Below are 14,695 nucleotides of genomic sequence, written 5' to 3' on the forward strand. Positions count from 1 at the left end.
CATTAAGTGAAAGATTAATCATATTTAAAAAATACCTGGTGCCTTTTTTAAGTAGCAGAATTATGGATAAATAATTAAGGTTCAAAAACTTGGCATATTGATAATATTATTTTCATTTTAAGTGTCTAAATCTTTGCTATGATAAAAGAAAAAGTAACTATAAAAAATTCTTCAGGACTTCATGCACGTCCTTCTGCTCAGTTAGTAAAATTGGCCAGTAAATTTAAATCGGATTTCTATATCCATAGTTACGGGTATAGGGTAAACGGGAAAAGCATTTTAGGTGTAATGACTCTTGCCGCAGAGAGTGGAGCTGAGCTTGAGCTGGAACTCGAGGGACCTGACGAAGAGCAAGCTCTAAAAGCTATTAAAGAGGCTATTGATAATAAATTCGGGATGGACGAGGAATGAGTGTTTCCTTCGATGAGAATACTGAGAATTTTATAAAAGCTCGGAGTGCCGCCGGCGGTATATCTATTGGACCTGCAGTGGTCATTAAAACCGATTCAAAAAAAATAAGTCCTACAGCGATCTCTGAAGAAGAGATTGAATCTAACAAAGAAAAATTTTGTGCAGCAAGAGATTTACTTATACATGAACTTCAAAAAATGAGGGGTGGGCTTCAGGATAAGAGTACATCTGAGATCATTGAAGCTCAACAGCAGATCATAAAAGATCCGGAGATCGAAAAGTCAGTTTTCGAGATCATTGAAAAAAAATCCTTAAGCGTTGATTTTGCTGTATATGAAACTTTCAGCTATTTCATTGAACAGCTTAAAGAAAGTGGATCTGAACTATTCAGGCAACGTATTATCGATCTGGAAAATATCAGAGACCAATACGTATCCAAAGTGTGCGACCATGATGTGGAAGTTTCGATTCCCGACAATGCTATTTTAATTGGGAGCAAAATCAGTCCGACGGAATTGGTGAGTTTTTACGAGCAGGGTGCCTCAGGATTGGTCTTAGAAAAAGGAGGTATTACCTCTCATGCGGTTATCATTGCTAAGTCACTTGGTATTCCCTGTTTGATCAATGCAGAGAAGATCACTAAGAAAATAAAATCGGGTGATTCGATAATACTGGATGGTAATGAAGGCGGAATAGTGGTGAATCCTTCGGAAAAGATCTTGAATGATTATGCTGAAAAGATTAAGGGAGTTAAGGTCTCTGTCAGATCAGATCATACCAATGAGTTTGAGACAATGGACGGTTATCCTTTTAAGCTCATGGCTAATGTTGAGTTTGAGGCGGAGCTTCCTCGTGTTGCAGAAAATAACGCACAGGGCATTGGGTTGCTTAGAACGGAAAGCCTTCTTTTTGGGAAAAAGCTGAGAAAGGACATTGAGGATCAGGAAGCATTCTACACGGCGATGCTCGAAAATGTAAGTGGGCCTGTGACTATCCGTTTATTTGATATTGGAGGAGACAAAAACGCACGACGCCCTTATAAAGAGGCCAACCCATTTTTAGGGTGGAGAGGTATTCGACTTCTTCTGGATGAGAAAAATCTACTTAGATCTCAATTGAAAGCAATACTGACCATTGCAGGAAAATATCCGGGCCGGGTAAAACTTTTGGTCCCAATGGTCTCAGTAGTAAACGAGATCGACCTGATCCGCGGTGAGATCGAAAAGATGCAGGGTACGTTACTTTCTTCAGGAATACCTATCGATGAGGATCTGCCAATTGGCATTATGGTTGAAGTTCCAAGTGTTGCTTTGTCTTCCTTTCATTTTGCAAAAAAAGTCGATTTTCTGAGTATTGGATCCAACGACCTGACGCAATATACATTAGCTGTTGATCGTGGAAATGAAAAGATCCACAATCTGTTTCAGCATTACCATCCTTCCGTTTTGAAGCTGATCAGCATGACTGTTAAAGGTGCTAAAAAAGCTGACGTAAATGTAAGTGTTTGCGGTGAGCTTGCCGGAGATGAGGTTGGTGCTGCTTGTTTAATGGGCTTAGGAATCAATGAATTAAGTATGGTTCCGAATTCATTGCCTGAAATTTACGACTTGTTAAGCAGTAGAAATAGAAATAATTTGGTTGAGCTTGCAAATAAAGCCGTTGATCTGTCATCCTCTGAAGAACTTGAAGAGCTCTTCAGAGAATGGAAAGATCAAACTGCTTAAAAGTGTTTGCTTTCTTACTCAGTCTGGGCAATGCCGATCACTCCGCATGCTACACGACTTCCGGCTGCTCCGGTCGGTTGAGAAGTTAAGTCATCTTCTCCGGCGTGAACAATGATTCCGCGACCGATAATCTGCTCTAAAGTGATGGTATCATCAACATAATCAACCATAGCGATACCTTCTTCATTTGCCTCGATGTTACCCAAATCACCCATATGGCGATTCATATCGCTGGGTGCACCATGATCTTTATTTAAAGGATTGAAATGACCGCCGGCGCTGGTTCCATCATCTGCTCGGCAATCACCAAATTCGTGTATATGAAATCCATGTTTACCGGGTTCTAATCCTTCAAATTCACCCATCACAGAAACACCATCATTAGTTTTGGTAAAGGTAACAGAGCCGGAAACGTCACTATCGTTAACAGGCATTGTGGTGGCTACAAGTTCGGAATGAACAAAATCATTTGTTATTACTTCCTCTTCTACCGTTTGGTTGCATCCAACAGTAATTAAGAGTAAAGCAGTAAAGAGACTAATAAGCTTCATAAGTATGTTTTGGTTTTTTATTGAGTTCAGACTTAAAACAGTAAATAACTGAGCTTCATTCACTTAAAATAGTTTCACGTAAATGAATGAATTCCGTTAGTTCGTTTTCGATTTCACCAAGCAAGTCAGGATCTTTCTTTTTGAGTTTCTTTTTTGGGGAAATAGTGAAGAGATCCTTAGCCTTTACAAATAGGGGGGCAGTTAGAATACTCAAGAAGAGGTAACTCAGCAAGATCGTCCACCCCACTCCTATTAAGCTTAATAGGATCAAAATGATCAGGTAGAATGCTGGAAAAAAGAGCAAGGATAGCAGAAACTTTATAGAGGCATCAAATGCCCGATCTTTAATTACGTTGTCCACCATATATCTTACAGGTTGGTAAGGTATAGCATTATTGATCAGTGAAAAAAGATAAAATGGAGATAATAATATCTTTTTTAAATCAAGGTCTTTTTTAGAAGCCAGGTCCTGAAGTTCTACTCCGGCCTTGTCGGCTTTTTTATTTAGGGTTTTTGCCTTATCAATGATTTCCTCAGTCAAGTAAGATTTTGTTTTGGCAATACGGGCATTCGCAGTGTCAGGATCTATAGTTTTATGCTCATCCGGTTCCAGGTCATCCCAGAGGATCTTTTGTACCTGATATTCATTCAGGTTTTCTACATGAAAAACGAGGTCTTTCATGGCATCAGAAACATCCCGTTTCATCGATTCGACGCCTTTGCGTTCATCTTCAAGATAAGACTCACGATATTTTGTTACGGCAATTGGCTTGCCATAGTTGACCTGAACAATATTTCCGGCTTTACGATGTCTTGTATAGTTAACGCCAACAGGCACGATCTGCAGATCAAGATCCCAGTCGTACTTTTCCTCGGCTCCGAACGCAATGCGAGTGAACCCTTTACTCAAGGGACGAATTCTTCGTTTAAGATTGTGGTTCGCTTCAGCAAAGACCAGAATAGTATCTTTGTTTTTTAGATATTGAATACATTTTTCAAAAATTTCATTGTTCTTTTGAATAGAGCTGAAGCCATCCCTGACTCTGTAAACAGGCATCATATTTATGGACCATAGAAATTTTCCGACAATATCCGGGCTGAAAGCCTGAGCACGGGTCAGAAAATAGATGACCGGTTTGATGGTTACTGCCACATGCAGGGCATCCATGAATGAGTTTTGATGATTGGGTATAAAAAGGATAGGCTTGTCTTTTGGCAGGTTTTCTTTGCCAACCGCCTTAATTTTTTTGTAAAAGAATTTGAGTCCGGTGCCGACAACAGTGTGTCTCCAAAATCGGTACCACAGATAGTTTTTTCTACGCATTGCTGAAGACGCGGTGTAAGGTTGATTTTCCTACTGACCAATACCATCCGATGCATAAACCGGCAACTATATGCCAGATCCCCCACCAGGCTGCAACCAAAGCCATACCACCAAGGCCGTCAAAAAAATTGAAGATCAGTAATAAGCCCAATCCTGAATTCTGAATGCCGGTCTCGATGGCAATGGATTTACGATCTTTTCGGGGAAGATTAAAGATAACTCCAAGTGAGTATCCACTGGTTAAAGCGACTGCATTATGGATAAAGACCAATAATATAACAAGATGTACGTAGCCAATAAAATTCTCAAAGTTCATGCTGAATGCAACGATCACAAATCCGGCAAAAAACAGAATACCAAAATTTTTAATGTAAGGGGAGATAGTTTGCGAAAGTTTATCCTTGAAATGCCTGAGAACCATGCCGAGTAAGAGGGGAATTCCCAGGATGAGAACAATGATCCGAAATACTTCAAAAAGATCGAGATGGATCTCAGTTAAAATCGCGTTCGTTGGACCATACATGCTGGCCCAAAATGCAAAATTAAATGGGGTCATAAATATTGATAACAAAGTGGCAAAGGCAGTCATACTCACTGATAGAGCTGCATTTCCACGAGCCAACAGTGAGAAAAAATTTGAGATGTTTCCACCGGGACAGGCTGCAACCATCATCATTCCCAAAGCAAAGCTTGGGTGAGGCTCCATGATGAGAACCATTATATAGGTTAAGGCAGGAAGCATGAAAAACTGAGAAGCTAATCCGATAAGTGTGCTTTTGGGGTTTTTGGCAACTTTTTTAAAGTCATCGATCGTGAGTTCCAGGGCAACACCAAACATGATAATAGCCAGCGAGACATTCATGACATGAAGTCCGCCACTACCAAGGTTCAGTTGTAGCGTATCGATCGATTCACCCATAGTGAAGTATAATTGCTGTGAATGATATTTTTAAATGAGTGCTCAAGGATACAAAATCTTTTAGATAACGAATACCGGATTATTGGAAGTATTGATAATTAAAACACTAAATCCACCTGTGGTTTATAAATTTGATATCCATTACTTTGATTAAAATTATAACCAAACTCCAAAAGTACCATGAGTAATATCAATCCATTTCACCTTGCCTTTCCTGTAAAAGACCTTGATGAAGCCTATAAATTCTATCATGACTTGCTTGGATGCGATACCGGACGAAGTTCAGACAGCTGGATCGATTTCAACATGTGGGGGCATCAGGTGGTTGCTCATTTGAGTCCTGAAGAAGCTAAGGAGTCTGCCATGAATGCGGTAGATGGAAAAGGAGTGCCTGTCCGGCATTTTGGAGTGATTCTCGAAATGGATGAATGGAAAGCACTGGCTGATAAACTTGAGGACGAAGGTATTGATTTTGTAATAGAGCCATACATTCGTTTTAAGGGCGAGCCGGGTGAACAAGCCACAATGTTCTTTCTCGATCCAAGTGGAAACGCTCTGGAGTTCAAGGCTTTTGGGGATAAAAGTCAGATCTTCGCGAAATAAAGTTGTGGATCTAACCGGTCTCATTTCAAAGTGATGGAACCGGAATCCATATAGATTAGAATTGAGATTTACGTTTTGGCTATCTTTTTGGTAGGCAAATAAGGAGTTTATACAACCACCTTCAGATTTCAATATAAAATATTGGCTATTCGGTATTCCTTGCCTCAACCCAATTCAGTTCGTTTTCAACAAAGGTCATAAAGGTCAGTAAACTCTGTGCCTGCCAAAACTCTTTAATTCCACGCTCCGGGTCCTGATAAGAAAATGACCGGGTAGTATCCCCATCAAAGACTTCAAAAGTATAAACACGTTGGGGTAATTCGCCCGAATCAGGCACCCATCCATCGACTTCATACTGAGGCGGGATCTGATAAATGTTTAAAAACTCCACAAACTGATCGAAATCACTCCAGCTGCTGTCTTGGGCAGAAACGAGATGGCGACTCACAACTTTTTCATTGTTCTCATTAAGAGAATAGGTTTTCAGATCTCCTGACCACTGTGATTCTTCCTTAACAAAAACAAAATAGATCACTTCATTGATGTTGATACTGATCGATTCATCAGGTTTCAGGTCATGATTCATTTGTTCTGATGTTTCAATAACCTTGTTTGATGGAGAACACCCAAGGCTGGTTAAAACGAGAACCGCTAAGAAATTGTAAATGAAATATTTCATAATCATTTTCCCTCTCACTTCTCACTGCCAAGTTCTGTTTCAATATGCTCAAGTCGCTGCTGATACTCTTCCCATTTAGAGTATCGGTCCGTAAGGTCGGCTTTGAGTTTATCATATTCTAATGAATATTTCTTTACCTCGTCGGCATCATCATAAAAATCAGGTTCAGCCATTGCTTCCTCGATCTCGTCTTTGCGGATTTCCATCTTCTCGATCTCTTTTTCGACCATCTGAATTTTGTCACGAACCGGTTTTGTCTGGCGGTTTCTCCTATTTCTCCGCTCGGCTTCAATACGGCGCTGTTCCTTGCGGGAAAGTTGTGGGGTTTCATCCTTTTTGTTCTGAGCAGATTCAGCAACGGTTTCTAGTTCCTCTTCCTCTTTCTTCTTGTCAAGATAGTAGGATACGTTTCCGAGGTAGGTCTTGATGTAATCCGGCTGTACTTCCAGCACTTTGTTAACAATCGGATCAAGGAAAGCACGGTCATGCGATACGATCACACATGTTCCTTCATACTGTTGAATGGCCTGTTGAAGAATATTCTTACTGCTCATATCGAGGTGGTTGGTTGGCTCATCAAAAATAAGGAAATTTGCAGGTGATAATAACATCTTAGCGAGTGCAAGCCGGCTTTTTTCACCTCCGGAAAGTACTTTGACCTTCTTAAATACATCATCACCCTGAAATAGGAAGCAACCCAGAATGGTTCTCAACTTACTCTCTTTTGCTCCCGAACCGGCATCATGCATGGTTTCCAGGGCATTCTTGCTAGGATCAAGCTCGTCGGCCTGATGCTGCGCAAAATAGTTGACGGTCACATTATGGCCTTCAACGCGGTCACCTCCCTGAAATGGTTCGTTGCCGGCCAGGATACGGATCAGAGTTGATTTCCCGGCTCCATTCGGCCCTACGGTAGCAATTTTATCTCCACGCTCAATTTCGTAATCAATGCCGGAAAAGACCTCGTGACCATCATAGCTTTTGTGCAGATCTGCCAGTTTCATTACTACCTGACCACTGCGTTCAGGTTCCGGAAAGCGAAAAGAAACATTGTTCTGCTCATCCTCTAGCTCGATCTGTTCCATTTTTTCCAGCTGCTTGATGCGGCTCTGAACCTGTCGTGCCTTGGTAGCCTTATACCGGAAGCGGTCTATAAATTCCTGAGTTTCCTTGATCTGCTTTTCCTGATTTTTTTTGGCATTTAATAACAACTCTCGCTCTTCTTCCCACTTTTTCTCATAAAAAGAGTAGTTGCCGGCATAATCAGAAATATCTCCGTTTCTGAGAGCTAATGTTCTATTGGTGATGGTGTCAAGGAAAGCACGGTCGTGTGATACAACCACTACAGCACCTTCATAATTATTCAGGAAGTTTTCCATCCATTGAAGTGATTCGATATCAAGATGGTTGGTCGGCTCATCCAATAGGAGATAGGTAGGGCGGCGAAGGAGCAATTTTGCGAGTGCAATACGCATCAACCATCCTCCGCTAAATTCGGATGTATTCCGGTGGAAGTCTTCCTCAGTAAAACCGAGTCCCATTAATACTTTTTCAACTTGTGAACGCAACTCATAGAGACCTGAGGATTCAAGTTCCGTTTGCAACAAACCGTAACGATCCATCAGTTTGTCATATTCATCGCTTTGTGGATCCACTTGTGATAGTTTTTCCTGAATGCCTTTAACTTTCATTTCCAGATCAAAGAGTTCTGAAAAGGCCATTTCCACTTCTTCAAGTACGGTCAGGGTGAAATCAGGATCTACTCCATCCTGTGGCAGATATCCCAGTGTTTCTTCGTTAGCTAAAGAGACCGAGCCTTCATCTGCTTCCTGGATCTCCATAATGATCTTGAGCAGTGTAGATTTCCCGGCACCGTTTGGTCCGACTAATCCTATACGTTCACCGGGATTGATGAAAGTACTGACGCCATCCAAAAGTTTACGATCCCCTAAATGAAGTGTTATATTTTCGAGTGCTAACAAAGTCTGATGAATATCTGATTGAAAAGTGAGCGCTGAAAATATGGATTAATTACTGCGGTATGAAATTAATCCTGAGGCTTTTGTAAGGGGTTACCTATTGTGGCATGGGCAACCATTAGATCCCCGTTTTCACGAGGATGACGAGGTAGTGGGTGGTTAATCTGCAGTTTGTCTTAATCTCCTAAGTCTCCTATAGGTCATTCCCGCGCAGGCGGGAATCTAATAGTATTACCACTTAAAAATTTTTCCTAAGAAAAAACTGTAAGAAACACATTTTATATCGCTCTTACTTAACATGAAAGCCGGCTACGTTTGCATACTATCTAACAGTAAAAGGACTGTATTATACACCGGGGTTACAAGTAATCTGTACAAACGAGTATTCGATCACAAAAAAGGCAAAGGCTATACTTTCTCTGCCAAATACAAAACGCATTATTTGATGTATTATGAAGTACATCAATCTATGTATCAGGCTATCACAAGGGAAAAACAGATAAAAAAGTGGAATAGAGATTGGAAGATTAGTTTGATCGAATCTTTCAACCCGGAAATGAAAGATCTTTGGAATGATATTTTACCTAGTGGCAGAATGCATTTTTGATGGGTTATTTGGTTAAGATTGGTGCGCTATGACAACTATTAGATCCCCGCCTTCACGGGGATGACGGGGAAGTGAGTGGTTTGTGCTTGCTCGTTCCGAACGTCCCGTTCGGAATGCCTGCCCGGACCTCAGGTCCAAAGAGGTAGCCAAAGAATGTCAATTCAGTTTACTCTTTGTATGTATTTCCCTGATTCCACACGCTCTGCTTTGAAACCAATTGAATATATCAACCCCAAAACATTCACAAATTCAGTTCAGAAAGCCTTAATTTAGAAAGAAATTCAACACAATCGATCTCATGCCACAGAAAGACATCAACATTACCGTAGAACTAGACGATCAAAACATTGCATCCAACATTGCCTTCAAGGCCGATGACATGCCTAACGTGGATGCTGTAAACTGCCGCGCCATGCTGCTTTCCTTCTGGGATGCCAAGAACAAGGACACGCTTAAACTGGATCTGTGGACACGCGACATGACCGTAGACGAAATGAAGATCTTCTTCCACCAAACGCTGGTCACCATGGCAAATACCCTTGAAAGTTCCATTGATGACGAACGTATTGCCGGCGACATGCGTGATTTTTGCACCTACTTTGCGGAAAAGATGGAGATCAAAGAGTAATTCAAAATTAAGAATACAAGATAGACCCGAAACTCACCCCACTTTCCCGCTCGGCTTCATCCCAGATATCGTAGGTGAGGATTTCACCACTCCGGTCAGGCATGGTTTTCAGGAAAGAAAGAAGCGGTGGATAGCCGCAAATACGATAAGGATCATACTTTTCACTCATCAGGCTAAGTAAATTCCAGTGCGAGCCGGTGGCACCAGCTTTCATGAATTTATTATCGAAAGTCCGGACTTCCTCGAATAGATCTTTAGCCGGCTTTTGATCTCCGAACTTTTTACCAATATGCGCCAGATCACCGCTGATAAGAAAGAAGGTGTCTTCATCATTTGCGAAAAACTCCTGCAATAAGCTGCTGAAATTCTCCACCTGTTGTCCCTGAAATCCGTCAGCTTTGTAAAAGAGTTCATCGAGTCCGCCAACCAAGATCGGTATCATGGTGAAATCATGCTTCCAGAGGTGGTTGATGAACAGAAGGTGCTGCTCAATACTGTGTTCGATACGGTGTGCCCGATCCTGAAAGGTCACTCCGTACTTTTCTTCATCATCACTAAGCCTGTCTGCAATCATTTCAAGGGCTTCATGATCTGCTTTCACCGTTCCATTTACCATCTCAAAATCTTTCCGGGAGATCACAAAGGGGCTTCCTTCGTAGATATCCGGATGCATGCCGGAGTAGTGAGATGTGGCCAGCATCACCACGCGCTTTGGCTTCAGATTCCTGATAGATGAAAAGGCCTTTACATAGCTGCTCATACCCACTCTTAAATCAATATGTGGAGCATACAAAGCCTTTGCAGTTGGAGTCGGAGATGACTTTGGTAATTTTTCAAACGCCTCATTAAGGAAATGGGTCATTTCCCCGGCATCATTTGGATAAGCAAGACCGGCTGTGATGGATCGGTGAGTATCTGATCGCTCATAATGCAGCTCGGTTTTTTGAGCATGTTGCTTGAAGTAGACAGAATGAAGCAGGGCATTTCTATCTAAAAACTGAACATATTCAAGGATCTGTTCTTCGGTGATGCCATGGCCGGTAAATTCCATGATATCCTCTACACTACGCTGACCATCAAACAATGAAAATATATTCTGTGCAGATTGCGGTACTGCAAAATCACCCGGTGCATACCCGTATTGATCCTGAAAATACAAATAGTTTTCACCATCCTGTTTGATAGGAATGATCTGCAGATCAAACCTCAAAGAAGGGATGGGATCGGTGTAGGAGGCGAAGATTGTATCTGATGTATCAGTCACGCGAAAAAAAGATTGTAAGGAATTCGCTTTAATTTGCTCTAACTATAAGGAAAAATAAATTAGCGTGTTTTCAATCGTAGGCGCAATTCATAAACTGTCCCTACGATTGAATTTCGTTTTTTAAAAAGTTAGGTCATGAGAAAGTTTAAAACAAAGAATAATCGACAATCAATATGACTTCAATCTTACGACTATTCTTCACCGGGATATTATTTTGTTACTATCTGTACCAAAAATAGGGAACCAATGTTTGGTAAAGTTGAAGATGGTGTAATGAAGCTAAATTGGCTGGTATAAAATGAATGTATCAAGAGAAATAAATAGTAGGAGAGGACCAATTAGTAAAATATGTTGGCAGCAAAATTACCACGAACACATTATTAGAGATCAGCGGCCATTGAATAAGATCATCGAGTATATTGAAAAGAATCCACAATTATGGGAAAAGGATAAATATTACCCCTACGTGAATTGGTCATTCATCCTCACGCATTTTCTGGCACTTACAATTGATGCCGTAATTTTTGCAGAGGGGATGATCAGGAGCTTCGGAAATCCGGGCTTTGCAGGGGCCGCGGCCATGATGGATCATCAGGTGTGACAGGTCCGTCCAACTTTCGCGGGGGAATAAGGCCATCAGGTCCTTTTCGATCTTGTTCGTGTTCTTCTTTTCTTTAGTGAGTCCGAATCGATTTGAAAAACGTTTTACATGGGTATCAACCACTACACCTACATTGATACCGAATGCATTCCCTAAAACCACATTAGCGGTCTTTCGAGCGGCCCCACGAAGTTTTAACAGATCCTTCATGTTCTGAGGAACTTTCCCGTCAAACTCCTCAACAAGTATTGAGGAAGTTTCTTTTAGCGACTTCGCCTTGTTACGATAAAATCCGGTGGATCGAACCAGTTCCTCCAATTCTTCGAGCGGAGCATCCTTCATCAACTCAGGAGTGGGATAGGTCTCGAAAAGAGCCGGGGTTGTTTTATTGACGCGTATATCCGTGCATTGTGCACTTAATATGGTTGCGATCAAAAGCTCAAAAGGATTGCGGTGATCCAGCTCGCAATGCGGATTGGGATAATATTTATAGAGCTCATTGAGGATCTCAAGCGCCCGTTCTTTCTGCTTCTTGGATTTTCGAGGAAGCTTGGGAAGTTTATTCTTGTCTTTCGCCATTTCAATGATCAATTAACAGTAAATAGTTATCAGTGCGTTTGAAGGTATGATTTTGTAGCTATATGCGCATATAGGATTAATGTTCAATTTTAAATGTTAAATACCCCACCATTCATTTAATATTAAAAATTACCTCACTTAAAATTAAAGAGAAGTTATGGCAGATTAACCTGAGCCGACACTGAATATTCAATATTCATTTCCGTATCTTTGGCGCTCAATGAATTATTGTAACTGTAAAATCACTGACATGTCGAATTTGGACAATCTGGATAAAATTGTATCGCTGGCGAAAGCGCGGGGCTTCATCTTTCAATCATCAGAGATCTATGGCGGACTCAGTGCCGTTTACGATTACGGACCCCTCGGTGTAGAACTAAAACGAAATATCCGTGATGCCTGGTGGAAGGAGATGACCCGCCGCCACGATAACATTGTTGGCATAGATGCCGCCATCTTCATGCATCCAAAAGTGTGGGAAGCAAGTGGTCACGTGGGTGGATTCAATGATCCGATGATCGATGACAAGCAATCCAAAAAACGCTATCGTGCGGATATGCTCATTGAGCAGCACATTGAAAAGCTGCGAAAAGATGAGAAAAACGAAGAAGCCAATGCCATTCAAGAAAAATTGGACTCCTGTGGTTCACGCAAAAGTCTGACCGAAGACCTATACGAGATCATCATGGAAAATGAGATCCGTGCTCCGGAATCCGGCGCTTTCGATTGGACCGAAGTACGCCAGTTCAACCTGATGTTCAAAACCCAGTTTGGGTCGACTTCAACCGAGGAAGACGGCGTATATTTACGACCTGAAACCGCCCAGGGAATTTTTGTGAACTACAAGAATGTACTGGACACAGCTCGTGTAACCGTTCCATTTGGGATCGCCCAAACCGGTAAAGCTTTCCGAAATGAGGTAGTGGCTCGTCAGTTTGTATTTCGTATGCGGGAATTTGAGCAGATGGAAATGCAATACTTTGTGAAGCCGGGAACTGATGAAGATGAATACGAAAAATGGCTGGAAAAGAGACTTGAGTGGCATAAAATGATGGGGATCCGAGAAGAGAACTTAAGAACAGCTCCACATCCTGAGGATAAACTGGCACACTATGCAAGAGCGGCTGCCGATATACAGTACAAATATCCGATTGGCTGGCAGGAAGTGGAAGGTATCCACAATCGAACAGATTTTGACCTGACTCAGCATGCCGAGTTTTCCGGTAAGAAACTGGATTACTACGATCAGAAAAATCAGGAGCGTTTTGTCCCATATGTGATCGAAACTTCAGTGGGCCTTGACCGACTTACCCTCATGGTACTTTGTGATGCTTACCGAGAGGAAGAAGTAGATGGCGACACACGCACCGTTTTGAAAATGAATCCAAAGCTGGCTCCCGTTCAGGTTGGTATTTTCCCGCTCATAAAGAAAGACAAACTGCAAGATCTAGCCCATAAAATTGAGAAAAACCTCCGTGAGGAATTCTCGGTGATGTACGATGAATCCGGGTCAATAGGTAAGCGTTACCGTAGATTGGATGAAGCCGGAACGCCATTTTGCGTGACTGTAGACTTCGACGGAGTAGAATCAGAAGGAGAGGATACGGTGACCATTCGGTACCGCGATGATATGAGTCAGGATCGTGTGCCTGTTTCAAGACTGGCAGATGTGATCCGTGATGGCATGGAAGACTGGAAGCCGGAGTAATCTTCTGAGTCCACTAATAATATTTAAAGGCAGTCCAACCAAATGGTCTGCCTTTTTTTAGTTTGAATCAACTGTAACCAACCTTAAGAAAGGATGTCTATTCTTGCTAACTGATTACAGGTCCTTCAGGAAAGCTCTTCCAGCAATTCTTTTGCTTTCTCCATATTCCACTCTTGGATCTCATTGCTGGGAGTTTCCTGCAGTACTTCCTTCAATGTTTGTATTGCTTTCTGCTTTTGACCGGACCGCTCATAGTGACGAGCAAGGTCAAGCTTAAAACGAATGACCTTCTCAGGTTTAAGATCTATGGCTTTATTGATGTACTTTACAGCTTTTTCATTGGAGGCTCCATCCGGTAACCCCTCAGAGAAAATTCCTGCTGCAAATTCTTGAGCAGAACCCACGTTTGCCACCTCGCTGTGCCATACTCCCAATAAAAGCCATGCCGGAGCATACTCGGGAAGTAATTCCACGGCTTTACTTACATGCTTTTTTATGATGTGTGATTTTTCAATACGTGTATCAAGGTTAGAGATATCAGAAATGCGGCCTTGAGCTACTGCGTATACAAAATGTGTATAGCCTTTATCCGGATATAGTTCTAAGGTCTTTTCAGCATATTCCAACGACTCCTTGTAGTAGTCTTCCTTTTCTGATCCAGATTTCATTCGGAATCCAATACGGGCATAGAGCAGTGAAGTATGCCATAAAGCTTCATAATGCTCTGGTTTTTCGTCAAGAACTTTGAGATACGTTTCAAGCGCTTTTTGTTCCTTAGCCTCATCAAAATAGGTGGCTGCCTGACTAACCAGCGAATCTGTGGCAACATTATCTTGAGCTTTTGCCAGGCCGGTTAAAATCAAGCAGAGCGTGAAGACCAGGAAGAAATTTCTATTAAATACACGACGACCCATAAAGTATCTATCAATTATTTGCTGTTTTTTAAAATATTAAAATTTGCCATGACAAACAGTTAATACAAAGAACTTTAAATGATTTTGAGGAAAGGTTTTCGTGTAATTGAAACTTGTGAAACACAAACGCATAAAACCGCAACAACATCTTCAACTTTGATTTCTACACCATCCAACGAGTAGATCAGGGTCCCATTTTTCCAT

Annotated in this window: 14 protein-coding genes; 6 read left to right on the forward strand and 8 right to left on the reverse strand. The window is 41.6% G+C overall.

What is annotated here, in order from left to right:
* Positions 1-138 precede the first annotated feature (138 nt).
* Positions 139-411: an HPr family phosphocarrier protein gene (locus ACKGJO_RS13755; protein ID WP_411324019.1), complete on the forward strand. Its 273-nt coding sequence runs from the start codon at positions 139-141 to the stop codon at positions 409-411.
* The gene (gene ptsP, locus ACKGJO_RS13760) at positions 408-2,135 is read left to right on the forward strand and encodes a phosphoenolpyruvate--protein phosphotransferase (protein WP_411324020.1); all 1,728 of its coding nucleotides are present in this window, start codon (positions 408-410) and stop codon (positions 2,133-2,135) included. Before ACKGJO_RS13755 ends, ptsP begins: the two co-directional genes overlap by 4 nt.
* 14 nt (positions 2,136-2,149) lie before the next feature.
* Here ptsP and ACKGJO_RS13765 read toward each other — a convergent pair whose 3' ends face one another.
* The 3 genes from ACKGJO_RS13765 to ACKGJO_RS13775 are packed head-to-tail and all read right to left on the reverse strand — an operon-like array spanning position 2,150 to position 4,929.
* Positions 2,150-2,686 (reverse strand): superoxide dismutase family protein, encoded by a 537-nt coding sequence (locus ACKGJO_RS13765; RefSeq protein ID WP_411324021.1) that lies wholly within the window; start codon positions 2,684-2,686, stop codon positions 2,150-2,152.
* Between the two features lie 55 nt (positions 2,687-2,741).
* A complete protein-coding gene (locus ACKGJO_RS13770; RefSeq protein ID WP_411324022.1) occupies positions 2,742-4,010 on the reverse strand; it encodes a lysophospholipid acyltransferase family protein in 1,269 nt (422 codons plus the stop codon).
* On the reverse strand, positions 4,003-4,929 hold the full coding sequence (locus ACKGJO_RS13775) for a bile acid:sodium symporter family protein (RefSeq protein ID WP_411324023.1): 927 nt from the start codon (positions 4,927-4,929) through the stop codon (positions 4,003-4,005). Before ACKGJO_RS13775 ends, ACKGJO_RS13770 begins: the two co-directional genes overlap by 8 nt.
* Positions 4,930-5,109: 180 nt before the next feature.
* Here ACKGJO_RS13775 and ACKGJO_RS13780 point away from each other — a divergent pair, with 180 nt between their 5' ends.
* Positions 5,110-5,532, forward strand: a complete 423-nt coding sequence (locus tag ACKGJO_RS13780; RefSeq protein ID WP_411324024.1) for a VOC family protein — start codon at positions 5,110-5,112, stop codon at positions 5,530-5,532.
* 145 nt (positions 5,533-5,677) lie between these two features.
* On the opposite strand, the gene ACKGJO_RS13785 is transcribed toward ACKGJO_RS13780, so the two are convergent.
* Both ACKGJO_RS13785 and ACKGJO_RS13790 read right to left on the reverse strand, forming a co-directional pair.
* Positions 5,678-6,211: a hypothetical protein gene (locus tag ACKGJO_RS13785; protein ID WP_411324025.1), complete on the reverse strand. Its 534-nt coding sequence runs from the start codon at positions 6,209-6,211 to the stop codon at positions 5,678-5,680.
* 14 nt (positions 6,212-6,225) lie between these two features.
* Entirely contained in the window at positions 6,226-8,193 is a 1,968-nt protein-coding gene (locus ACKGJO_RS13790; protein ID WP_411324026.1) for an ABC-F family ATP-binding cassette domain-containing protein, read from the reverse strand.
* Between the two features lie 295 nt (positions 8,194-8,488).
* Here ACKGJO_RS13790 and ACKGJO_RS13795 point away from each other — a divergent pair, with 295 nt between their 5' ends.
* On the forward strand, positions 8,489-8,797 hold the full coding sequence (locus ACKGJO_RS13795) for a GIY-YIG nuclease family protein (RefSeq protein ID WP_411324027.1): 309 nt from the start codon (positions 8,489-8,491) through the stop codon (positions 8,795-8,797).
* A 298-nt stretch (positions 8,798-9,095) separates the two neighbouring features.
* On the forward strand, positions 9,096-9,425 hold the full coding sequence (gldC, locus tag ACKGJO_RS13800) for a gliding motility protein GldC (protein ID WP_411324028.1): 330 nt from the start codon (positions 9,096-9,098) through the stop codon (positions 9,423-9,425).
* A 7-nt stretch (positions 9,426-9,432) separates the two neighbouring features.
* Here the strand turns inward: gldC and amrB are convergent, their stop codons facing one another.
* Together amrB and nth are read right to left on the reverse strand one after the other, a co-directional pair.
* Positions 9,433-10,689: an AmmeMemoRadiSam system protein B gene (amrB, locus tag ACKGJO_RS13805; protein WP_411324030.1), complete on the reverse strand. Its 1,257-nt coding sequence runs from the start codon at positions 10,687-10,689 to the stop codon at positions 9,433-9,435.
* Between the two features lie 475 nt (positions 10,690-11,164).
* Entirely contained in the window at positions 11,165-11,869 is a 705-nt protein-coding gene (gene nth, locus ACKGJO_RS13810) for an endonuclease III (protein WP_411324031.1), read from the reverse strand.
* A gap of 250 nt (positions 11,870-12,119) precedes the next feature.
* Here nth and ACKGJO_RS13815 point away from each other — a divergent pair, with 250 nt between their 5' ends.
* Positions 12,120-13,577 (forward strand): glycine--tRNA ligase, encoded by a 1,458-nt coding sequence (locus ACKGJO_RS13815; RefSeq protein ID WP_411324032.1) that lies wholly within the window; start codon positions 12,120-12,122, stop codon positions 13,575-13,577.
* Positions 13,578-13,702: 125 nt separating this feature from the next.
* Here ACKGJO_RS13815 and ACKGJO_RS13820 read toward each other — a convergent pair whose 3' ends face one another.
* Positions 13,703-14,440 carry a tetratricopeptide repeat protein gene (locus ACKGJO_RS13820; RefSeq protein ID WP_411324033.1) on the reverse strand — a complete coding sequence of 246 codons (738 nt, stop codon included), beginning with the start codon at positions 14,438-14,440 and terminating at the stop codon, positions 13,703-13,705.
* Positions 14,441-14,695 lie beyond the last annotated feature (255 nt).

Source organism: Gracilimonas qinghaiensis (assembly GCF_046602855.1).
Taxonomy (GTDB): domain Bacteria; phylum Bacteroidota; class Rhodothermia; order Balneolales; family Balneolaceae; genus Gracilimonas.

Bases quoted from the DNA above. Each gene is read 5' to 3' on its own strand.
- ACKGJO_RS13755 (WP_411324019.1), top strand. From the start codon at position 139: ATGATAAAAGAAAAAGTAACTATAAAAAATTCTTCAGGACTTCATGCA.
- ptsP (WP_411324020.1), top strand. From the start codon at position 408: ATGAGTGTTTCCTTCGATGAGAATACTGAGAATTTTATAAAAGCTCGG.
- ACKGJO_RS13765 (WP_411324021.1), bottom strand. From the start codon at position 2,686: ATGAAGCTTATTAGTCTCTTTACTGCTTTACTCTTAATTACTGTTGGA.
- ACKGJO_RS13770 (WP_411324022.1), bottom strand. From the start codon at position 4,010: ATGCGTAGAAAAAACTATCTGTGGTACCGATTTTGGAGACACACTGTT.
- ACKGJO_RS13775 (WP_411324023.1), bottom strand. From the start codon at position 4,929: ATGGGTGAATCGATCGATACGCTACAACTGAACCTTGGTAGTGGCGGA.
- ACKGJO_RS13780 (WP_411324024.1), top strand. From the start codon at position 5,110: ATGAGTAATATCAATCCATTTCACCTTGCCTTTCCTGTAAAAGACCTT.
- ACKGJO_RS13785 (WP_411324025.1), bottom strand. From the start codon at position 6,211: ATGAAATATTTCATTTACAATTTCTTAGCGGTTCTCGTTTTAACCAGC.
- ACKGJO_RS13795 (WP_411324027.1), top strand. From the start codon at position 8,489: ATGAAAGCCGGCTACGTTTGCATACTATCTAACAGTAAAAGGACTGTA.
- gldC (WP_411324028.1), top strand. From the start codon at position 9,096: ATGCCACAGAAAGACATCAACATTACCGTAGAACTAGACGATCAAAAC.
- nth (WP_411324031.1), bottom strand. From the start codon at position 11,869: ATGGCGAAAGACAAGAATAAACTTCCCAAGCTTCCTCGAAAATCCAAG.
- ACKGJO_RS13815 (WP_411324032.1), top strand. From the start codon at position 12,120: ATGTCGAATTTGGACAATCTGGATAAAATTGTATCGCTGGCGAAAGCG.